The sequence below is a fragment of the Streptomyces sp. NPDC018045 genome, assembly GCF_044327445.1.
Classification (GTDB): domain Bacteria; phylum Actinomycetota; class Actinomycetes; order Streptomycetales; family Streptomycetaceae; genus Streptomyces.
On sequence record NZ_JBIRFL010000009.1, the window covers coordinates 295,313 to 316,948 of the forward strand.

Annotated in this window: 14 protein-coding genes and 1 pseudogene; 10 read left to right on the top strand and 5 right to left on the bottom strand. The window is 74.3% G+C overall.

Annotated features, from left to right (window positions below; translation table 11 throughout):
- Positions 1-117: 117 nt before the first annotated feature.
- Positions 118-1,311 carry a cytochrome P450 gene (locus ACH4EB_RS22645; RefSeq protein WP_398349352.1) on the top strand — a complete coding sequence of 398 codons (1,194 nt, stop codon included), beginning with the start codon at positions 118-120 and terminating at the stop codon, positions 1,309-1,311.
- 66 nt (positions 1,312-1,377) lie between these two features.
- Here the strand turns inward: ACH4EB_RS22645 and ACH4EB_RS22650 are convergent, their stop codons facing one another.
- On the bottom strand, positions 1,378-2,796 hold the full coding sequence (locus ACH4EB_RS22650) for a DUF5685 family protein (RefSeq protein ID WP_398349353.1): 1,419 nt from the start codon (positions 2,794-2,796) through the stop codon (positions 1,378-1,380).
- 205 nt (positions 2,797-3,001) lie between these two features.
- Here ACH4EB_RS22650 and ACH4EB_RS22655 point away from each other — a divergent pair, with 205 nt between their 5' ends.
- The 5 genes from ACH4EB_RS22655 (at position 3,002) to ACH4EB_RS22675 (ending at position 10,923) form a co-directional block, all read left to right on the top strand.
- Positions 3,002-3,136, top strand: coding sequence for a hypothetical protein (locus ACH4EB_RS22655; RefSeq protein WP_398349354.1), 135 nt, complete (start codon positions 3,002-3,004; stop codon positions 3,134-3,136).
- A complete protein-coding gene (locus ACH4EB_RS22660) occupies positions 3,133-5,100 on the top strand; it encodes an ABC transporter ATP-binding protein (protein ID WP_398349355.1) in 1,968 nt (655 codons plus the stop codon). Before ACH4EB_RS22655 ends, ACH4EB_RS22660 begins: the two co-directional genes overlap by 4 nt.
- 253 nt (positions 5,101-5,353) lie before the next feature.
- Positions 5,354-6,235 (top strand): hypothetical protein, encoded by an 882-nt coding sequence (locus ACH4EB_RS22665; protein ID WP_398349356.1) that lies wholly within the window; start codon positions 5,354-5,356, stop codon positions 6,233-6,235.
- A 315-nt stretch (positions 6,236-6,550) separates the two neighbouring features.
- On the top strand, positions 6,551-7,717 hold the full coding sequence (locus tag ACH4EB_RS22670) for an exonuclease SbcCD subunit D (RefSeq protein ID WP_398349357.1): 1,167 nt from the start codon (positions 6,551-6,553) through the stop codon (positions 7,715-7,717).
- A complete protein-coding gene (locus tag ACH4EB_RS22675; RefSeq protein ID WP_398349358.1) occupies positions 7,714-10,923 on the top strand; it encodes an AAA family ATPase in 3,210 nt (1,069 codons plus the stop codon). Before ACH4EB_RS22670 ends, ACH4EB_RS22675 begins: the two co-directional genes overlap by 4 nt.
- 69 nt (positions 10,924-10,992) lie before the next feature.
- On the opposite strand, the gene ACH4EB_RS22680 is transcribed toward ACH4EB_RS22675, so the two are convergent.
- On the bottom strand, positions 10,993-11,439 hold the full coding sequence (locus tag ACH4EB_RS22680; RefSeq protein WP_398349359.1) for an Lrp/AsnC family transcriptional regulator: 447 nt from the start codon (positions 11,437-11,439) through the stop codon (positions 10,993-10,995).
- A 152-nt stretch (positions 11,440-11,591) separates the two neighbouring features.
- On the opposite strand from ACH4EB_RS22680, the gene ACH4EB_RS22685 reads away from it, so the two are divergent.
- Positions 11,592-12,488 carry an SDR family oxidoreductase gene (locus ACH4EB_RS22685; RefSeq protein ID WP_398349360.1) on the top strand — a complete coding sequence of 299 codons (897 nt, stop codon included), beginning with the start codon at positions 11,592-11,594 and terminating at the stop codon, positions 12,486-12,488.
- Between the two features lie 41 nt (positions 12,489-12,529).
- The gene (locus tag ACH4EB_RS22690) at positions 12,530-13,360 is read left to right on the top strand and encodes a class I SAM-dependent methyltransferase (RefSeq protein WP_398349361.1); all 831 of its coding nucleotides are present in this window, start codon (positions 12,530-12,532) and stop codon (positions 13,358-13,360) included.
- A 115-nt stretch (positions 13,361-13,475) separates the two neighbouring features.
- Here ACH4EB_RS22690 and ACH4EB_RS22695 read toward each other — a convergent pair whose 3' ends face one another.
- Positions 13,476-15,170: a DUF885 domain-containing protein gene (locus ACH4EB_RS22695; protein ID WP_398349362.1), complete on the bottom strand. Its 1,695-nt coding sequence runs from the start codon at positions 15,168-15,170 to the stop codon at positions 13,476-13,478.
- A gap of 188 nt (positions 15,171-15,358) precedes the next feature.
- Here ACH4EB_RS22695 and ACH4EB_RS22700 point away from each other — a divergent pair.
- Together ACH4EB_RS22700 and ACH4EB_RS22705 are read left to right on the top strand one after the other, a co-directional pair.
- A pseudogene (locus ACH4EB_RS22700) lies at positions 15,359-16,288 on the top strand (LysR family transcriptional regulator); the annotation flags it as partial.
- Between the two features lie 369 nt (positions 16,289-16,657).
- On the top strand, positions 16,658-18,043 hold the full coding sequence (locus ACH4EB_RS22705; RefSeq protein ID WP_398349363.1) for a carbohydrate-binding protein: 1,386 nt from the start codon (positions 16,658-16,660) through the stop codon (positions 18,041-18,043).
- A 168-nt stretch (positions 18,044-18,211) separates the two neighbouring features.
- On the opposite strand, the gene ACH4EB_RS22710 is transcribed toward ACH4EB_RS22705, so the two are convergent.
- Together ACH4EB_RS22710 and ACH4EB_RS22715 are read right to left on the bottom strand one after the other, a co-directional pair.
- Positions 18,212-19,618: a GNAT family N-acetyltransferase gene (locus tag ACH4EB_RS22710; RefSeq protein WP_398349364.1), complete on the bottom strand. Its 1,407-nt coding sequence runs from the start codon at positions 19,616-19,618 to the stop codon at positions 18,212-18,214.
- A 120-nt stretch (positions 19,619-19,738) separates the two neighbouring features.
- Positions 19,739-21,376, bottom strand: a complete 1,638-nt coding sequence (locus ACH4EB_RS22715; protein ID WP_398349365.1) for an alkaline phosphatase D family protein — start codon at positions 21,374-21,376, stop codon at positions 19,739-19,741.
- Positions 21,377-21,636 lie beyond the last annotated feature (260 nt).

The window sequence follows — 21,636 nt, forward strand, 5'->3', positions numbered from 1 at the left end:
CATCAAACCGCCGCTTACAGGCCTCCGTTGGGGAACTCAAGTGATTGACGCGATGCTGAATGCAACGTAGCGTTCGGGCATCGGTGAACGCGTACTATCGCGAGATGAGGAATGGCCATGAGTGAATCCGTCCACACCGTCATGACCCTGCCGACGGCGCGTCGGTCCGGCTGCCCCTTCGGCCCGCCGGCCGAGCTGCTCGACGCCCGCGGGCACGGCCCCATCAGCCGCTGCATCCACCCCGGCGGCGCCCCCGGCTGGCTGATCACCGGATACGACCTGGTGCGGGCGGTGCTGGCCGACCCCCGGTTCAGCTCACGCAAGGAACTCATCAACGTCGGCGGCGACTTCGTGATCCCTCCCGCCCCGCCCGGCGAGTTCCTCCTCATGGACGACCCGCAGCACCGGCGCTACCGGAAACCGCTGATGGGCAAGTTCACCGTACGGCGGATGCGGCTGCTCACCGAGCGCGTCGAGCAGATCACCGCCGACTGCCTGGACGCCATGGAGAAGGCCGGGCCGCCGACGGATCTGGTGACCGCGTTCGCCAAGCCCATCCCCTCCATCGTCATCTGCGAGCTGCTGGGGGTGCCGTACGAGGACCGGGGCTCCTTTCAGGAGCAGATCGACGCGTTCATGGGCGGGGAGACGAGCGACGAGGACCTCATGGCGGCCTACACCGCGGTCCAGGACTACCTCGCCGAGCTGGTGGTCGCCAAGCGCGCGCACCCCACCGACGACGTGCTCAGCGACCTCACCGACAGCGACCTGACCGATGAGGAGCTGCGGGGGGTCGGCCTGATCCTGCTGGCCGCCGGGTTCGACACCACCGCGAACATGCTGGCGCTGGGCACCTTCGCGCTGTTGCGGCATCCGGCCCAACTGGCCGCGCTGCGCACCGAGCCCGCGCTCGCCGACCGGGCCGTGGAGGAGCTGCTGCGGTACCTGAGCGTCGCCAAGACGTTCATGCGGACGGCGCTGGAGGACGTCGAGGTGGGCGGCCTGACCATCGAGGCCGGCACGACGGTCGTCCTGTCGTACAACACCGCCAACCGCGACCCCGAGCGCTTCGCCGACCCCCACGTGCTCGACCTCCAGCGGCAGAACGGCGGGCACCTGGCCTTCGGGCACGGCGTCCACCAGTGCCTGGGGCAGCAGCTCGCCCGTGTCGAGATGCGGGTCGCGTTCCCCGCGCTGTTCAGCCGCTTCCCCACGCTGCGCCTGGCCGTACCGGCCGAAGAAGTCGTCCTGCGCCCGGAGACCGCGGACATCTACGGGGTGCGGAGCCTCCCGGTCACCTGGGACGTGTGACCGGGAGCCGGTCCGGCCGGAACGGGAGTGCCCGTCGCGATGCCCCCGCGCGGCGCGGCCCTTCGGTCACCCGCAGTCGCAGCAGCACCCGTCGCAGCAGCAGGAGTCCGGACAGCAGTTGCAGCACTCACAACTCTCGCAACAGTCGCAGTCGCGGCAGCAGCCCTCGCGCTTCTTGCGCGACCACGGCCCCTCGTACTCCTCGGCACAGCAGAGCCGGCACGTGCAGCAAAGTCCGATGGCGACCGCGCATCCGCTCAGGAAGCCACGGGGCTTCTTCGGCGGCAAGGGGGTGAGGCGCGGCAGTCCACCGCCCCCGGGTCCGCCCCAGCCACCTGAGTCACCCGAGCCGCCCCACCCTCCGGAACCGTCTCCGTGACCTCCGGAACCACCTCCATGGCCGCCGGAGCCGCCCGGCGGCACCGGCCCGCCCGCGTACGGGTTCCGCGCGCCGTTCAGGTCCTGCGGGGCCTGGGCGTACGGCCCGCCGGCCGGCGCCTGGCCGTACGGAGTGGCCGGGGGGTACGGCTGCGGCGGCCCGAATCCGTCGCCGTACCCCTCGCCCCGCCCGTACGGATCGCCTGCCCGGCCGTCGTACGGACCGGCCCCGTACCCCTGGTGCGAGCAGGACGCCGTACCGAAGGCACGGTCGACCGACCGGCGCAGCTCGTGCACGAGCAGGGCGTGCACCAAGGCGGAGTCGGCGAACTCCACGTCGCGCAGCGCGAGACGGACGCCGTGCAGCGCGTCGTCGCACAGCCGGCGGGCCTGCGCCAGGGAGGCGCCGGTGGCGGTGAGCGGGTTCCAGGCGCCCTCGGCGGCGTCCGCGGCGCGGTCCTCCACCGCGTCGAGGAGGTGGGCCAGCCGCCCGAAGAGCCGGCCGGCCTCGGCCAGCGGCGTGGCGTTGCCGGGGCGGCCCGCGAGGACCGCGGTGTGGGCGAAGGCGGCGGCGGTCGCCGTCTCGGTGGGTTCGGTGACGACGGTCAACGGCGTACCGGGTCCGGCGAGTTCCTCGACACCGAGCTGCCGGTCGACGGCGTCGACGAGGACGGCCGTGTCGAAGCCGAGCGCCGCGCCGGTACGGGCCCCGGCCCGGTCCCAGCCCGCGGCGACCCTGCGCGCGGCGGCGGCCACCGGGCGGCGGCGCAGCAGCCCGTTCCGGTCGGCGACGTGGTCGCGTACCTTCGCCGAGGCGAGCACCAGTGAGACCGACGCGGCCAGCCGCGCGCCCTCGCCCTTCGCCACCGATGCGGTCCGCATCCCGCGCAACGGGCAGGGCCCGGCGGTACGGCGCCGCTCCGCCAGCCGGCCGGTCTGGGCGTCCGTCAGGACGGACACGATCAAGCCGTCGTAATTGGTCACCACCCGGGCGAACTGCCCGTGGTCCCCGCGCAGCGCGAGGCACAGCCCGCACAGGTGGGCCATCCACTCCGCCTTGAGCCCCTGGGACAGGCGGTGGGTGCAGGGCCTGACGATTCCGAACACGTGAAGAGAACCCCCGTTGGACGACGGTGAAGAGCGGTCGTGGCGGGAAATCGTATGACCCGGCGTGGCGGGGGACGACGGCGGTGGTCCCGGCGGCGGGGAACGGTGGTGGCGGCGAGGGCAGCCGGATCGGGCGCCGGGCGTGCCGGGGCGGGCCGGACCGGGCATAGCACGGGGCACGACGACACGAGCCGGAGGAGAAGCCATGAGGGACACCGCGATGGTGACGACCGGACCGGCCGGAGCCCCGGCCCGCCTCGTGCGGGACCGTCCGCGTACCCGTGACGCCCGCGTCCCCCGCGGCCGTACCGCGCACGCCGCACGGCCGGAGACGCGGTGAGGAGCCGCGGCATCCGGCCCCGGAGCGAACTGCCCGTCTCCGGGAGCGAGCGGCTGCTGTTCGGCGGCGCCCTGCGCTACGACCTGTCGTTCACCCGGCACGAGATGCCGATCCTGCGGATGGGCCTGTGGACGATGGCCCGCCAGTTTCCCGCCATGATGGGCGTCGTCGCCAAGGCGGCCTGGCGCGAGGACCGCGTCGCGCTGACGGTACTGCTCGGCGCGGAGGTCGGCCAGGGCGTCATGCGGGCCTTCACCCTCGTGGCCACCAACCAGGCGCTGCTGGCGCTGTTCGCGGCCGGGCCCACGCCCGAGCGGCTGCGCCAGGCGCTGCCCGCCCTGGCGGCCGTGGCCGTCGTCGCGGTGCTCTCCGCTCTTCTGGCGGCCGGGTCCACCGCGGCGTCCGGACAACTGGAACCCAAGATCGAACGCGTCTGCACGGCCCGCTTCTACCACGGCGTGATCCGCGTCGAACTCGCCGCCCTGGAGGACCAGAACGTCCACCGCACCCTGGACGCGGGCCGGTTCGGCACCGATTCCATCCGGATGATGCTCGGGTCCTCGGTCCTGGTCCTCAACGCGCTGATCGGCCTGCTCGCCGCCGCCGGCGTGCTGCTCACGCTGCACCCGCTGCTCGTCCTGATGCTGTTCCTGGTGGCCGCCCCCAAAGGGTGGGGCGCCGTGCTCTCGGCGCGCCGCCAGTACGAGTCCCGGCACACCTGGATCGAGCACCGCCGCGCCATCTCCGTCATCACCCAGAAGCTCACCGACCAGGCGTGCGCCGCCGAGATCCGGGTGCACGGTGCCGGGCGGCTGCTGGTGGACGCGTACGCGGACATGTCCAGGACGGTGGAGCGCGAGCAGCAGCGGCTGGCCCGCGCCGAGGCCGTCACCCAGACCGCCGCCTCGGCGGGCTCGGGCCTGGCGTCGCTGGGCGCCTACGGCGTGCTGTGGCTGCTGCTGACCGGCGGCGGTATGCCGCTGGCCGTGGCCGGTACCGCGGTGATCGCCGTACGGTCGTCCAGCGCGGGCCTGATGTCCCTGGTCATGCAGTTCAACCGGCTCTACGAGGAGGCCATGTACCTCAAGGACTGGGAGGACGCCTGCGCCACCGCCAAGCGGCACGCCATTCCCGCCGGCGGTGCGCCGCTGGCCGGGCCGCTGCGGGAGGTCCGGCTGGAGAAGGTGTCGTTCACCTATCCCGGCGCCACCGCACCGGCCCTGGACAAGGTGGATCTGACCGTGCCCCGCGGCACGGTCGTGGCGCTGGTCGGGGCGAACGGCTCGGGCAAGTCCACCCTGGCGAAACTGGTGGCGGGCCTGTACCTGCCCAGCGACGGGCGCCTCCTGTGGAACGGCACCGACACCCGGGACGCCGACCGCGCGGCCGTCTTCCGCCAAGTGGCGTTGCTGGCCCAGGACTTCCCGCACTGGCCGATGACCGCCCGCGCCAACATCCACATCGGGCGCGGCGACCAGCGGCTCGACCAGTCGCGCGTCGAGCGGGCCGCCGACGGCGCGGACGCCACCGACGTCGTCACCTCCCTGCCGCACGGCTGGGACAGCCTGGTCGTCAAGGGGTTCGAGCGCGGCACCCAGCTCTCCGGCGGGCAGTGGCAGCGCCTCGGCGCCGCCCGCGCCCGCTACCGCGAGGCCCCGCTGCTGGTCGTGGACGAGCCGACGTCCGCGCTCGACCCCAGGGCCGAGACCGAGGCGTTCCAGGCCCTGCGCGCCCTCACCGACGACGGCACCACCGTCCTGCTGATCACCCACCGGCTCGCCGCCACCGCGACCGCCGACCTCATCTACGTCCTCGACGAGGGCCGCCTCATCGAGCAGGGCACCCACACCCAGCTCATGGCCCTCGACGGCGGCCACTACCGCTCCCTCTACGAGATCCAGGCCGCCCAGTACGCGAGCCCCGCACCCGGTTCCGGGCACCGCGAACCCGACGCCGGCGCATGAGCGTCGCGCGCGGGTCGGGCACGGCCCGCCGCACGGCGTCCCGCGGCGCCGACGGTGCGCCCCGCTCCGTGATCCCGTGATTCATCCGTGTACCGCGGGGCACTCGCACCCCCGTGACGCACGGGGGAACGTTCCACGACAGCCTCACCGGCGCCCTCCGCTCCGCCACCGGCCGCACCGGTGTACGTCTACCGGGGCCGGCGGCGGCGCACGGCACCGTCGGCCGGTACGGGTTCTTGACCAGGAGGTCTCAGTGAGCACAGTGAGCAAGCGTCCGCGTCTCTTGGCGGTGGCGGCGGCCGGGACGATGTCCCTGGCCTTCGTCACCGGGTGCGGCGGGGGGAGCGACAAGGCATCGGGCAAGGACCCCGGCGACCGAAGCGGGGCGTCGGCGTCGCGGGGCGGCGCGGCGGACGGCCCGCAGGCCGTACGGGCCGCGCACCAGAAGACGACCGCCGCCAAGACCGCCAAGATGACGCTCCTCACCCGCGCCCGGAGCGGCGGCGACACCGCGGAGGTCCGCGGGTCGGGCGTCGTGGATCTGGCCAACGGCAGCAGCGACATGGTGTTGCAGACCGGCAACCAGCAGATGCACCAGCGGATGGTGGACGGCATCCTCTACCAGCAGCCGCCCGCGGCACAGCGGCAGCAGTTGCCGCAGGGCAAGACGTGGCTGAAGGTGGACCTGAAGAAGCTGGTCCAGCAGTCCGGCGGCAGCTCGCAGTACGAGGACCCGACGGCCTCCTTCGCCTACACCAAGGGCATCAGCGACAAGGACGTCACCAAGGTCGGCACCGAGACCGTCGACGGTACGGCCACGACGCACTACAAGGTGTCCGTCGACGTGGCGGAGCTGGCCAAGGGCAACGCGCAGCGGGCCAAGCAGCTCCGGGCGCAGCTCGGCGACCGGCTGCCGCTCGACATCTGGCTGGACGCGCAGGGCCGGGTCCGGCAGGAGAAGGTCGAGGTCGAGCCGCAGAGCGGCAAGCAGGGCGGCAGCGGCGCGCGGACCTCCGTCAGCACCACGCTGAAGTTCGGCGACTTCGGTACGGACGTGAACGTGACCGCGCCCCCGGCGAAGGACACGGTCGACATCACGGACAAGGCGGCGAAGCAGGGCCGGCAGCGGACGTAGCGGTCCCGACGGCCCGCACCCGTTCCCCGAAGGCGCCGGTGGGTGGACCGGCGCCTTCGGCATGTCCCGGCCACCGTCCACGCCGGGAAACCGCGAAGCGGCCTCCCCTTGCCCGTGGGGTGAGGCGCATCACAATGTTCCGGCCGGTGTGCGACGGGCTCCGATACCGCCCCGGCGCAGATGGCAGACTGAGGCCGGTGAGGGGCACGGTGCCCGGTGGCACCGGTGTGGCCGGTGTCCGCGATGGCGGTCGTACGGGCCTGGCCCGGGCCACGGGAGCGGAGGAGCGGTAGCGGTGCGGAGCGAGGCGGCCTCTTGAGATTCCTGCACACCTCCGACTGGCACCTCGGCCGCTCGTTCCACCGGGTGAACCTGCTCACCGCCCAGCGAGCCTTCCTCGACCACCTCGTCGAGACCGTCCGTACCCAGCGGGTCGACGCGGTCCTCGTCGCGGGCGACATCTACGACCGTGCCGTACCGCCGCTGGCCGCCGTGGAACTCTTCGACGACGCCCTGCACCGCCTCGCCGGCCTGGGCGTACCCACCGTCATGATCTCCGGCAATCACGACTCCGCCCGCCGGCTCGGCGTCGGCTCCGGCCTGATGCGGCAGGCCGGAATCCACCTGCGCACCGACCCGGCGACCTGCGCCACCCCCGTCGTGCTGCGCGACGAACACGGCGAGGTCGCGCTGTACGGGCTCCCGTACCTGGAGCCGGCCCTGGTCAAGGACGAGTTCGGCGCCGAGCGGGCCGACCATGCGCACGTCCTGGGCGCCGCCATGGACCGGGTGCGCGACGACCTCGCCGGCCGGCCCGCCGGTACCCGGTCGGTGGTGCTCGCGCACGCCTTCGTCACCGGCGGCGCGCCCAGCGACAGCGAACGTGACATCACGGTCGGCGGCGTGGAGTCCGTACCGGCGTCCGTCTTCGACGGCGTCGACTACGCCGCGCTCGGGCATCTGCACGGCTGCCAGACGATCACCGACCGGGTCCGTTACTCCGGCTCGCCGCTCGCCTACTCCTTCTCCGAGGAGCGGCACCGCAAGTCCCTGTGGCTCGTCGACCTGGACGCCGCGGGCACGGTGACCGCCGAGCGCCTGGACTGCCCGGTGCCCCGGCCGCTGGCCCGGGTCCGCGGCACGCTGGACGACCTGCTGGCGGACCCGGCGCTGGCCGTCCACGAGGAGGCGTGGGTGGAGGCGACGCTGACCGACCCGTCCCGCCCGCACGAACCCATGGCCCGGCTCGCCGGCCGCTTCCCGCACATCCTCAGCCTCGCCTTCGAGCCGGCGGAGAGCGGCGCCCGCACCCTCGCCTCGTACGCGCAGCGGCTGCGCGGCCGCAGCGACCAGGAGATCGCCGAGGACTTCGTCGCCCACGTACGGCCCGGGCGCGGCATGGACGACGAGGAGCGGGCCGTGCTGCGCTCGGCCCTCGACGAGGTGCGGACCGACGACGTGCTGCGGGAGGTGGCGCGGTGAGGCTGCACCGGCTGTCGGTCACCGCCTTCGGGCCGTTCGCCCGGACCCAGACCATCGACTTCGACCGGCTCGCGCAAGCCGGTCTCTTCCTGCTCCACGGGCCGACCGGCGCGGGCAAGACCTCCATCCTGGACGCCGTCTGCTTCGCTCTGTACGGGACCGTGCCGGGGACGCGGCAGAGCGGCCAGGCACTGCGCAGCGACCTCGCCGACCCGCTGACGCCGACCGAGGTCGTCCTCGAACTGACCGTCGGCGGACGCCGGCTGGAGGTCACCCGGCTGCCGGAGCAGCCCCGCCCGAAGAAGCGCGGGACCGGCACGACACGCGAGAAGGCACAGAGCCGGCTGCGCGAGTACGTGACCGGCGACGGCGAGCCGGAGGGCGGCGGGCGCTGGAAGGCGCTGAGCCGGTCCCACCAGGAGATCGGCGAGGAGATCGGCCAACTGCTCGGCATGAGCAAGGAGCAGTTCTGCCAGGTCGCCCTGCTGCCCCAAGGAGACTTCGCCCGCTTCCTGCGCGCCGACGCCGAGGCCCGCGCCCGGCTGCTGGGGCGGCTCTTCGACACCCGCCGGTTCGCCGCCCTCGAAGAACAGCTCGCCACCCGCCGCAAGGCCGCGGCCGACCAGGTGTCCGCCGGCGACGACCGGCTGCTGGCGCTCGCCCACCGGATGGACCAGGCGGCGGGAGAGCCGGCCGACCTGGCGGACCCCTCGGTCCCCGCGCCGGGACGCGCTCCCGAAGCGGTGGTTCCGGCACCGGGCCGCCGTGGCGGTACGGGCCGGACGGCGCGGGCCGCCGGTACGGGCGGGGCCGCCCGGGGCACGGCGACCGCCACCGCCACCGCGCTCGTACCGGGGCAGAACGGGCGGCAACCCGACGCGGCCGCCGCCGTGCAGGCCGGCGAGGCGCCGAGCCCCGGCGAGCCGGGCTTCGCCGAAGCCGTACTGGTACGGGCGGCCGTGGCGCGGTCCAGCGCGCGCGAGCGGCACGAGATCGCCCGGCTCGCCGTACGCTCCGCCGAGGCGGCGGAGGCCACGGCCCGTGCGCGGGCCGACGAGGAGCGCGAGCGGGACCGCCTCCAGCGCCGGTACGCCGAGGCGCGGCGCCGCGCGGCGGAGCTGGCGGCGCAGTCCGGCGAGCGGGACCGGGCCCGGGACCGGCTGACGCGGGCCCGCGCGGCCTCCGAGGTCGCACCGGCGCTGGCGCTGCGGGACGCGGCCTGGCGCGAGCACGAGACGGCGCAGGCCGCCGAGCGGCGCGGGCGTGCGCAGCTTCCGCCCGACCTCGCCGGCGCGGACGCCGAACGGCTCGCCACACTGGAACACGAGCTGCGGCAGACCCTCGGCACGCTGGCGGCGGCCCGCCGGGCCGAGAGCCGCGCCGCCGAGATCGCCGAGGAGCGCGCCGGCATCGAGCGGGAGGCGCGCGCCGACGAACAGACGCTGGTGGACGCCGCCGCGTGGCTCGCGGACTGGGAGCCGGCCCACCAGGAACACCAGCGGCGCGTCGAGGCCGCCCAGGAAGCCGCGGCCCGCGCCGAACAGCTCCACGCCCAGCTCGACCCGGCCCGGCAGCGGCTGGCGGCGGCGCGGCGGCGCGACCGGCTCGCGGACGGTCTGCGGGCGGCGAACGAGGACGCCCTGCGCGCCCGGGAACGTTCGGCGGCGGCCCACGAGCACTGGCTCGACCTCAAGGACCGGCGCCTGCGCGGCATCGCGGCCGAACTGGCGGCCGGGCTGACGGACGGTGCCGCGTGCGCGGTGTGCGGCGCCACCGAGCACCCCGCCCCGGCCCGCACCGGCTCCGGACACGTGGACCGTACGACCGAGGAAGCGGCCCTGAACGCCTACCGGCAGGCCGAGTCCGTACGGCAGGACGCCGAACGCGCCCAGCAGTCCCTGAAGGAGGAACTGGCCGCCGCCTCGGCGACCGCCGGGGACGCCCCCGTCACCGAACTCGCGCGCACGGAAGAGGACCTGCGCGAGGCGTATGCGCGCGAGCGGGCCACCGGCGCCGGACTCCACGCCGCCCGGGAAGCGTCCTCCCGCGCCGAGCGGGAGTACGAGCGCCGCCGCACCGAGCAGCAGGAGGCCGAGCGCCGCGCTGCCGCCCGCACCTCCCACCGCGAAGCGCTCGACCGAGAACTCGCCTCGCTCGAAACCGAGCTGGCCGAGGCGCGCGACGGCTTCGCCAGCGTCACCGAGCGCGCCCGGCGCCTGGAGCGGCAGGTCGCGCTGCTGGCCGAGGCCGCGTCGGCGGCCCGTACGGCCGAGGCGTGCGCAGAGCGGCTCAAAGAGGCCGACGCCCATCTGTCCGACGCCGCCTACCGCGCGGGATTCGACACCCCGCAGGACGCGTCGGCCGCCCTCCTGAGCGACGCCGACTGGCGCGCCCTGCAACAGCGCCTCGATCGCCACCAGGCGGAATCGGCGGCCGTCGAGGCCGAGTTGGCCGACCCGGAGACGGCCGCCGCGGCGGGCCTGCCGCCCGCCGAACCGGACCGGGCGCTCGCCGGCCTGGAGCACGCGGGCCGCAGACTCCGTACCGCCGGCGCGGCCTGCGCCGCCGCCGAGGAACGCTGCGCCGAACTGGACCGGCTGGGCGCGCGGGCCCACTCCGACGCCCGCCGGCTGGCCCCACTGCGCGCCGAGTACGAGCGCATCGCCCGCCTCGCCGCACTCGCCGCCGGCACGTCGGCGGAGAACGAGCGACGCATGCGCCTGGAGTCGTACGTCCTCGCCGCCCGGCTCGAACAGGTCGCGGCCGCCGCCAGCGCGCGCCTGCACCGGATGTCCTCCGGCCGCTACACACTCGTGCACTCCGACGAACGGGCCGGCGGCGCGCGCCGCTCCGGCCTGGGCCTGCACGTCATCGACGCCTGGACCGGCCACGAACGGGACACCGCCAGCCTCTCCGGCGGCGAGACGTTCTTCGCGTCGCTGGCCCTCGCGCTCGGTCTCGCCGACGTCGTCAGCGACGAGGCGGGCGGCACCCGTCTGGACACCCTCTTCATCGACGAGGGCTTCGGCAGCCTGGACGAACAGACCCTGGACGAGGTGCTGGACGTGCTGGACTCGCTGCGCGAACGGGACCGCAGCGTCGGCATCGTCAGCCATGTCGCGGACCTCCGGCAGCGCATACCGGCGCAGTTGGAGGTCGTCAAGGACCGCGCCGGATCGTCCGTACGCCACCGGGTGCCGGACTGACGGCGGAGCGGGCCGGGCCGCGGCCGCACGGCAGGCCGCGGGCGCCGGGCCGCCCCGGCCGGCGGAATCTCAGGAGCTGATCGGGCGCCGGGGGAGCGGCGAGGAGTACACGACGCTGGTCGTCACCGCGCCCAGCGCGCCCACCCGGCCCGCCACCTCCTCCAGGTGCCTCATCGAGCGGGCGGCGACCTTCAGGACGAAGCAGTCGTCCCCCGTGACGTGGTGCGCCTCGAGGATCTCGGGCGTGGTCTCCAGCAGGTCGTGGAACGGTGCGTCGTGGCCGTTCGGGTAGCGCAGCCGGATGAAGGCCAGCACCGACAGTCCGATACCGGCCGGCTCGACCACCGCGGCGTACCCGGATATCACCCCGGCCTCCTCCAGACGCCGTACGCGCTCGGTCACCGCACTCGCGGACATGTTCACGGCGCGGGCCAGTTCGGCGTAGCCCGCGCGGCCGTTGCGCTGTAGGACGTCCAGGATGCGCCAGTCGGTGGCGTCAGGGGAATAGCCGGTCATGGGAGGTGTCTAGCAGTGGATTCCCCGGCGGATCAAGGGTTTTGCCGGTGATCGCCGCTTCCGCTGCCCGCTGCCCGCACCGGCGGCGGCCCGTCGTCCCCGGCGCGGTAAAGCGGATGACGCCGCCCAGGGCGCGCGGGAGGGTGAGAAGCATGACCCATCATGGAGACAGCCCTGACGGCGGCCGCGCCACCCACCGCACCGCCGACCGCACCACCGCACCGACCGCCGCCGCGCTCCGCCGTGACCCGCTGCCGCTCCTCGGCCGTACGGCGCTGGTCACCGGGGCCAGCCGGCGCGGCGGCATCGGATACGCCGTCGCCCGGCGGCTGGCCGCGTACGGCGCGAGCGTCTATCTGCACCACCACGTGCCGCACGACGCGGCCATGCCGTGGGGCGCCGACCCGGGCGGACCCGAGGTGGTCGCCGACGGCGTACGGGAACTCCTCGCGCCAGGGGCGGTCGTTGCGCACGGCCCCGGCGACCTGACCGCGCCCGGGGCCCCGGCCCGCCTGGTCGACACCGCCGCCCGCGCGCTCGGCGGCCGGCTCGACATCCTCGTCGCCAACCACGCGCTGAGCGGCCACGACGGCGACCTGGAGACCATCGACGCGGACATGCTGGACGCCCACTGGGCCACCGACACGCGCTCCGTGATCCTGCTCGTGCAGGCGTACGCGCGGCAGCGCGGCGACGGCGCCGGGCTGCCCGGCGGCCGGGTCGTGATGATGACGTCCGGCCAGGACCTCGGCCCCGGAATGCCCGAGGAAATCGCGTACGGCCTCGCCAAAGGGGCCCTCGCCTCCGCCACCCGCTCGCTGGCCACCACGCTCGCGGACCGCGGCGTGACCGTGAACACGGTCAACCCCGGCCCGGTGGACACCGGTTACGCGGTCGGGGAACTGCGCGAAGCGGTCCTGGGGATGTTCCCGGGCGGGCAGTGGGGCGGGCCGGACGACCCCGCGCGGCTCATCGCCTGGCTCGCGACGGACGAGGCGGAATGGATAACGGGTGAAGTCGTCAACTCGGAAGGGGGTTTCCGGCGCTGAAGCGCTGTGCCGGCCCCGCCCGGGCTGGCATGGTGCTGAACGTGAGCAACGTACGCGAGGTCATCCGATATTACCGTCAGCCGGGATCTCGACTGGGATACCGCCTCTTCCTGAACGGCACCAAACATTTCGGCCTCTACCGTGAGACGGACTCCCCGTGGGCCTGGTCGAAAGCGCTGCGCCGTATGGAAGACAGAATGGGGCAGGCCCTCGCGCGGCCGCCGGGCGCGCGCGTTCTCGACGCCGGGTGCGGCGTGGGTGACGTGGCCGGCCGGCTGGCGGGCCGCTTCGGCCTGCGGATCCATGGGGTGGACCTGCTCGACACCCACGTCGCCCAGGCCCGGCGGCGGGCCCGCCGCCGCGGCCTCGACCACCTGCTCACCTTCTCGCGCGGTGACTACGCGGACCTCGACTTCCCCGACGAGAGCTTCGACGCCGTGTACACCATGGAGACACTGGTGCACGCGGCGGAGGCCGAGGCGGTGCTGCGGCAGTTCCACCGGGTGCTCAAACCGGGCGGCCGGCTCGTCATGTTCGAGTACGCCCGGGAAACCGCCGCCCGGATGCCGACACCGGCGGCCGAGGCGTTCCGGCAGGTGAACGACTGGGCCGCGATGCCGTCGTTCCAGCGTTTCACCTACGGCACACTGGAACGCCTGACCGCCGAGACCGGATTCTCCGTGCGCGGCGTCGAGGACATTTCCCGCGCCATGTGGCCGATGCTCCGGTGCTTCGCCGTGCTCGGGGCGCTGCCCTACGCGGGATTCCGGACGGCGGGTCTGCACCGGCATTCCGTGAACACGATGTCGGCCGTGGAATTCTGGCGGCATCGGGCATTTTGGCGGTACGAGATCCATACCGCCGAGAAATGAGCCGGGGGAGCGGAACACGGGAGTGTGGGGACCGCGGAACGCCTTTCCCGAACAGCCCGTTCGGGAAAGGCGCGCGGCCCCCGCGAGGAGTGCCCGTGGCCCGCCGCCCCCTGCCTCAGATCCGCGACAACTCGGCCAGCAGGTCGTCCAGGCCCAGCGAGCCCTGCGACAGCGCGGCCATGTGCCAGGCCTTGAGGTCGAAGTCCGCGCCGTGCCGCTGCCGCGCCGCCTCGCGCCCCATGAGCCACGTACGCTCGCCCAGCTTGTAGCCGATGGCCTGGCCCGCCATGCCCTGGTAACGGATGATCTCGCTCTCGACGAAGTCCGCGGGACGGCTGGAGTGGCGCGCGAAGAACTCCTGGGCCAGCTCCGGCGTCCAGCGCTCACCCGGGTGGAAGGGCGAGTCCGCCGGAATGGCCAGCTCCAGGTGCATACCGATGTCGATGATGACGCGGACCGCCCGCATCATCTGCGCGTCCAGGTAACCGAGCCGGCGTTCGGCAGTGGTCAGGAAGCCCAGCTCGTCCATCAGCCGCTCGGCGTACAGCGCCCATCCCTCGGCGTTGGCGCTGACCATGCCCACCGTCGTCTGGTAGCGGGAGAGCTCCTCGGCGACGTGTGCCCACTGCGCCAACTGGAGATGGTGGCCCGGCACCCCTTCGTGGTACCAGGTCGAGACCAGGTCGTACGCCGGGAAGCGGGTCTGGCCCATGGTCGGCAGCCAGGTGCGGCCGGGGCGGGAGAAGTCCAGCGAGGGGCTCGTGTAGTACGGGGCGGCGGCGCCGCCGGGCGGCGCGATCCGCGACTCCACGTGCTTGACCCGCTCGGCCAGGTCGAAGTGGGTGCCGTCCAGTGCCTCGATGGCCTGGTCCATGAGCGCCTGGAGCCACTGGCGGGTCTCCTCGACCCCCACCACGGCCTCGCCGTTCTCGTCCAGCCAGGACAGCGCCTCCCACGGCGTCCGTGCCCCGGGCAGGACCTTCTCGGCCTCCGTGACCATCTCGGCGTGCAGCCGGTGGAACTCCGACCAGCCGTAGGTGTACGCCTCGTCCAGGTCCAGGTCGGTGCCGTTGAAGTAACGGGCGAGGAGGGCGTAGCGCTCGCGGCCCACCACGTCCGGCGCGCCCTGGACCGCCGGCGCGTACCGATCGCGGAACCAGTCGCGCAGCTCCACCAGCGCGCCGGTCGCCACCGCCGCCGCCGCGTCCAGCTCGGCGCGCAGCGCCTCGGGACCCGGCTCGGTCAGGTCGGCGAACCAGCTACGGTCCGTACCGATCCAGGTGCCCAACTGGCCGATGACCGTCGCGACCTGCCGCGGCCCGGCGGGCAGGTCCCGCTTCAGTCCTTCCTCCAGCGAGGCACGGTAGCCCTCCAGCGCGGCGGGCACCGCCCGCAGCCGCCGGGCGAGCGCCGCCCAGTCGTCGTCCGTCTCGACCGGCGTGATCGTCAGGACCTCACGGACCGAGTGCAGCGGCGAGTGCAGATTGCTCACCGCGCGCAGCCCTTCGCCCGCCTCGTGCACCGCCAGTTCCGCGGTCAGCCGCTCGCGCAGCAGCCGGGCGCAGCGCCGCTCGCTCTCGCTGTCCCCGCCCGGCCGCCGCTCGGCCTCGGCGAGCCGGTCCAGCGTCGTACGGGCCAACTGGGCCACCGCTTCCTGACCCGTGGGCGAGAAGTCGGGCAGCCGGCTCGAACTCTCCGGGACACCGAGGAAGGTGCCGGTGATGGGGTCCAGGTCGACCAGGGCGTCGACGTAGGCGTCGGCGACCCGGCGGGGGAGGGGAGCGCTGTCGGAAGCAGTGGTGTGGGACATGCGCCCCATCCTCGTACGGAAGCCCCCGGTACGTCATCAGCAGCGCGCCGTGCGGTCCCGCCGGGGGCGCCGCGTCCGCGCAGGGCGAACGGGAGCGGCGCGGTGCACCGCCGCGCCCGGTGACGCGGCCGCCATGGGGCCGGGCCGGACTATTGCTCCCGCCCGGAGCGGAGCACCAAGCTCGCAGAATGGACCTGGAATTACGGCATTTGAAGACGATCCGGACCATTGCCGACGCGGGCAGCCTGACCAAGGCCGCCGCCCGGCTCGGCCTCGCCCAGCCCGCCCTGAGCGCCCAGCTCAAACGCATCGAACGCACCCTGGGCGGCCGGCTCTTCGAGCGCGGGAGATTCGGCGTGCGGCCCACCGCACTGGGGGAGTTCGTGCTGGAGCGCGCCCGCGTGGTGCTGCCCGCGATCAGCGACCTCCAGCAGGAGGCCGTACGGTTCACCAGCGCCGGCGGCGGCGTGGCGGGCCTCCGGCTCGGCGGCACCCACGGCCCGCTGCTCGGCGGGCTGGTGGACCGCCTCGCGACCGTCCGCCCGGGCGTGCCGGTGACGACGTTCACCACCTGGTCCGAGCGCGAGATCGCCGCGTCCGTCGTCGCGGGGCGGCTGGACTTCGCGCTGGTCGGGGCCTGCGGGGAGAGCCCGGCGCCGGAGCCCGAACGGCTGAGCTGGCGGGAGGTCGCGGTGGACCCGGTCTTCGTCATGCTCGCCGAGAGCCACCCCCTGGCCGGGCGGCGCGAGGTGGGCCTGGCGGAACTGGCGACGGAGGCGTGGGCGGACGTACCGGGCGACAGTTGCTTCGCGGACTGCTTCACGCTCGCCTGCGCCCGCGCCGGCTTCACCCCCGCCCGCGTCTACGAGACCGATACCGCGTCCTGCATCCACCTCGTCCAGGTCGGCCGCGCCGCGGGACTGTGCCGCGCGACGCTGCCGCCCACCCCCGCGATGGTGACCAGACCGCTGGCCGGTACGCCACTGACCTGGCGCCACCTCCTGGGCTGGCTCCCGGGCACCCCCGCGGCGGAGTCCGCCGCCGAAGTCGTCGCCCAGGCACGCGCCGCCCACGCGGACGCCGCCGCCCGCAGCGACAGCTACACCCAGTGGCTGGCCGATCATCGTGACGCGGTCGACCCGGGGCCACCGGGGAACGCCGGTGGCCGGGCGGCGGGCCCCGCGTATCCGGAACTCGCCGGCGGACCGGCGGCGGGCCATGGGCCCCCGGGCGTCGCGGAGGGGCGGTCGGCCGGCCCCGCGTCCGCGGGCCCCGTGGACGGCCGGGCGGCGGCCCCCGGCCATCCGCGGGCCGCCGGCCGCCGCGCCCCCGCCCCGTGGCCGCCGAAAGGCGCCGACTCCCCGTGATCCCCGCCCGGCACCCATAACACCCGGCAGGGGGAGAACTGACATCTTCTGCCGACCGGCACACCGCACCTACGTTTTCGGCACCTCCACCCCCCCCCCGAGACCGAGGAGACCTCCCCCATGCGCCACAGACACGCCCGAACCAGTGCATGTGCCGTCATGGCCGCCGTCGGAGCACTCGTCCTGACCGCACTGCCCGGCTCGGCGGCGGCCCAGTCCGGACGGGCGGACTCGATGCGGCCGGCGACCCCCCACCGCTCGGCCGCCGAGCCCCTGTCCGTCGGCGCCACGTCCGACGCCGTGTTCCAGGCGATGCGGCGCGACCTCGGCCTGAACCGGGCCCAGGCCGAACGCCGGCTGGCCAACGAGGCGGAAGCCGGCGCGGTCGCCGGACGCCTGCGGCACGCGCTGGGCGGTTCCTTCGCCGGCGCCTGGGTCAGCGGCACCGAGTCCGCCACCCTCACCGTGGCCACCACCGACGCCACACGCCTGGCGGCCGTACGGGCGGCGGGCGCGCGCGCCGTCCAGGTACCGCACACCCTCGCCCAACTGGATGCCGCCAAGGACAGACTGGACCGCGCGTCGGCGCGCCGGGCCGCCCCCGAAGCGTCCTCGTGGGCCGTCGACGTCCGGACGAACACGGTGCGGCTGCGCGCCGCCGACCCGGCCGCCGCCCGGTCGTTCGTCGCGGCCAGCGGCGCCGCCCACGGCCTGGTCAGCGTCGCCCAGACCGCCGAACGCCCGCGCCCGCTCTACGACATCCGCGGCGGCGACGCCTACTACATGGGCGGCGGACGCTGCTCCGTCGGCTTCGCGGTCACCCGCGGCAGCCAGCAGGGCTTCGCCACCGCCGGCCACTGCGGCCGCGCCGGGACCTCCACCACCGGCTACAACCAGGTGGCCCAGGGCAGCTTCCAGGCGTCCACCTTCCCCGGCCGGGACACCGCCTGGGTCGCCACCAACGGCAACTGGACCGCGACGCCGTACGTCAAGGGACAGGGCGGCCAGAACGTACGGGTCGCCGGCTCCACCCAGGCGGCGGTCGGCGCCTCGATCTGCCGTTCCGGCTCCACGACCGGCTGGCACTGCGGCACGATCCAGCAGCACAACACCAGCGTCACCTACCCGCAGGGCACCGTCAGCGGGGTGACCAGAACCTCGGTGTGCGCCGAACCGGGCGACTCCGGCGGCTCCTTCATCTCCGGCAGCCAGGCGCAGGGCGTCACCTCCGGCGGATCCGGCAACTGCCGCTCCGGCGGCACGACCTTCTACCAGCCCATCAACCCGCTGCTCCAGGGCTACGGCCTCACCCTGAAGACCGGCACGAGCGGCTCCGAGAACCCCGGCCCCGGCCGGCCGGACGGGACCACCTGGGCCGCCGGCACGGTCTACGAGGCGGGTGCCCAGGTCACGTACGACGGCACCACCTACCGCTGCCTCCAGAGCCACCAGGCGCAGCCGGGCTGGGAACCCGCGAACGTGCCGTCGCTGTGGGAGCAGGACTGAGCGGCACGCCGGGCCCTTCGCGGGGCAGCGGCACGAGCCACTGAGGTACGGCACCGATCCGCACCGGTCTCCGTACCGCCAGGGGCCGGCTGGTACGAGCGCTCGCGTACCGGCCGGCCCCCTCCGGTGTCCGCACCCGGGCGTGCGCTCCCGCGTGCGGACACTCCGTCACGTCGCCCGCGGGCCGGCGTCCGGCCCGACGCGGGCCGCCGCCGGTCGTACGGGCTCCCGCCGGGCGGGCACCGCGTGCGGCCGGACGCTGATCACCAGCGTGCCTTCCTCGACCTGGTAGTCCAGCGGCAGCCGCAGGCCGCGCATCGCCGCCACCATGCCGGTGTTCGACGCCTGGGTGATCGCGTACACGCTCGCGCAGCCCGCTTCGGCGGCCATGCCGACCAGCCGGCGCAGCAGCTCCGAGCCGACACCGCGCTGCTGCCACGCGTCCTCGACCAGCAGTGCCACCTCGGTCTCCGCGCCGTCCCACAGCAGATGGCCGAGGGCCACCAGGCGCCCGGACGCGGTCTCGACCGCCAGGGTGCGGCCGAAGCGGGGGCTGAGCAGGTGGTCCAGATAGCGCTCGGCGTCCGCGACCGGGCCGTGGTAGCGCATCGCCAGCGTCCGGGGCGAGCAGCGGTCGTGCATCTCGCGGGCCGCGGCCAGGTCCGAGGCGTCGGCGCGGCGGACCGTGATGGCGTTGCCCTCGGGCAGGGTCAGCACGTCGCGTCGCGGCGGCACCCGCCGGCCGAGCCGGGCGTCCAGCTCGACGAGCGCCCGTACCCGAGCGAACTCGGTGGGCGTGAAGGGCAGGTGCGGGCGTTCGATGGTGACGGTTCCCCCGGACGGGTCACGGAACTTCATGGTGTGCTCTTCGAGGATGCCCTCGCCCGGCACCCGGTCGGCCGCCGACCGTCCTTTCAGGGCCGCCGCGGGCACCGAATGGATGGTGCAGCGGCCCAGCAACTGGCGTAGCGCGAGCGGCAGCTCGGCGGAGTCCAGCGCGGTACGGGTGGCCAGCCCCAGCATCCGGGTGGGGGCGTCCACCAGGTCGTGGGCGTCCGCGCGCTCCAGCCAGGTGTGGGCGCCGCCCGCGGTGGCGACCGTCCGGGTCAGTTCGGTGGCGGGCAGCGGTTCGGGGGCACGCAGCAGGAACTCGTCCACCGTCCCGTCCGACAGCGGATGGGTCTGCAGGCTCAGGATGTCCACCCGGTGCCGCGCCAGGGCCGTGCACAGCGCGGCGAGGCTGCCCGGCTCGTCCCGTACGGTCGTGCGCATCCGCCACAGCGCCGTCTCCGGCCGCTCCCCCTCGGGCACGGCCGGAGCGGTGGGCGCCGCGGCGTTCGTATCGGTCGGTGGCGGAGCGTGCTCGTGGCGCCGTGACCACCAGGTGTGGAACCCGGCCGTGGCGATCAGGACGACCGCCGAGCAGCAGAGCAGCACCGGCCCGGAGGGGCCGTGCGCGATGGTGTTGGCGAGGGCGTCCGCCACGGACACGGCGGTGAACAGGGCCGCCAGTTCGACCAGGTCCCGCCGCCAGTGGTGGCGGCGGGCACGCTTGGCAGAGGTCGCGTCAGTCATGAGGCCCAGCGTCGCCGACGGGTGTTGCCTGATCGCGAACGGTCTGTGACCGATGGGTAAAGGACACAATCGCGGCAAAAGGCGGCGGGCCGGCCGGACGCCTGTACGGCGTAGTGACTCTTACCGCCCCGGCTGCCCCGGCTGCCCCGCCGGCCCTGGCTGCCCCACCCGTCCCGGCTGCAACACCCGGCTGAACAGGACCTCCCCGCTGTCCTGCCGCAGCCGTACGGTCAGCGCGCCGCTGTCTCCGTCGATGTCCACCTCGCCGAAGTACTGCGGGCTCTCGGCGGGCGAGACGTTCGCCCGCCGCGGCGCCTTGACGAAGGGCTGGGCCGGCCCGAACGTGCCGTCCAGCGGCACGGCCGGAAAGCCGCCCGCGTTCAGCGGGCCCGAGACGAACTCCCAGAACGGCGCGAAGTCCTGGAAGGCGGCGCGCGACGGATCGTAGTGCTGGGCGGAGGTGTGGTGCACGTCGGTCGTCAGCCAGACGGTGCCGGTGACCCGGCGGTGCTTGATGTGCCGCAGCAGCTCCGCGATCTGTAGCTCACGGCCCAGCGGCGCGCCCGGGTCGCCCTGCGCCACCGCCTCGAAATCCGTCGCGCCGTCGGCGACCACGAGCCCGAGCGGCAGGTCGGAGGCGATCACCTTCCACACGGCGCGGGATCGCGACAGCGCCCGCTTGAGCCAGGCGAGCTGCTCGGCGCCGAGGATGCCCTGCCGTTCGTCGGTCTGCCGGTTCGGGGAGTTGGCGTTCCGGTACGTGCGCATGTCGAGCACGAACACGTCCAGCAACGGCCCGTGGCTGATCACCCGGTAGACCCGGCCGCCCCGGTCCGAGCGGAGCGTACGGATGGGGAAGTACTCCCGGAACGCTCGCAGCGAACGGGCCGCGAGCACGTCCACGTCCTTCTCCGTGTACCGGTCGTCGTCGAGGATCTGGCCCGGGTACCAGTTGTTGCGCACCTCGTGGTCGTCCCACTGGATGATGGTGGGGACCTGCGCGTTGAACCGCCGCAGGTTCGCGTCCAGCAGGTTGTAGCGGAAGGCGCCGCGGTACTCCGCCAGCGTCTCGGCGACCTTCGCCTTCTCCTCGGTGGTCACATTGCGCCAGATCCGGCCGTCGGGCAGTCGCACACTGGCCTCGATCGGGCTGTCGGCGTAGATGTTGTCGCCGCTGCACAGGAAGAAGTCCGGGTCGCGGCGGCGCATCTCGTCGTAGATCCGGTAGCCGCCGTGGTCCGGGTTGATGCCCCAGCCCTGCCCGGCGAGGTCGCCCGACCAGGTGAAGCGCACGCCGTCGCGGCGCCGGTCCGAGGCCGTACGGAACGTACCGGTGACCGGCCGGCCCGTGCGCCGGTGGTCGTGCGGGTCGGCGAGCAGCACCCGGTAGTGGATCTGCTCGCCGGACGGCAGGCCGTGCAGCGCGGTGGTGCCGGTGAAGTCCGTACCGGGGCCGAGCAGCGGGCCGTGCCAGGTGCGGGCGTTGCGGAACGACTCGGTCGCCGCCGTCTGCACGAGCATCCGGGCCGGCCGGTCGGCACGCGCCCACACCAGCCCCGAAGAGGCCGTCACGTCCCCGCTCTGCACGCCCCACAGAGCGCTCGGCCGCCCGGAACGCACCTGGGCCGGCGCCGCTCCCGTACGCGAGGCGGTGCCCGCGGCGTTCGCGGCGGCGGGGAGGGCGAGCGCCGCGGTACCGAGCGCCGCGCCGTGCAGCACCGACCGCCGGTCGACGGCTCTGCCGGATCCCTGCGCCATGTGAAACCTCCCGTGCTCGGACCGATCCTGGTGACGCTCCCGTTCGTACCGGCACCCGGTGCCCCGCTGCCGAACACCCGGTGAATTCCAGGGGGGCGGGTGGGGGTCGGAGGCCGGGGCCGCCCGGGCGCGTCATTCGGTGAAGGGTACGGCGCGGCCCGCCGTCAGGACCGGTGCGAAACCGGCCGCTACGTGTGGGGGCCCGCGCCCCGAGCGCGGGGGCCCGCGTCCCGTGCGCGTCGGACTCGCGTCCCGGCCGT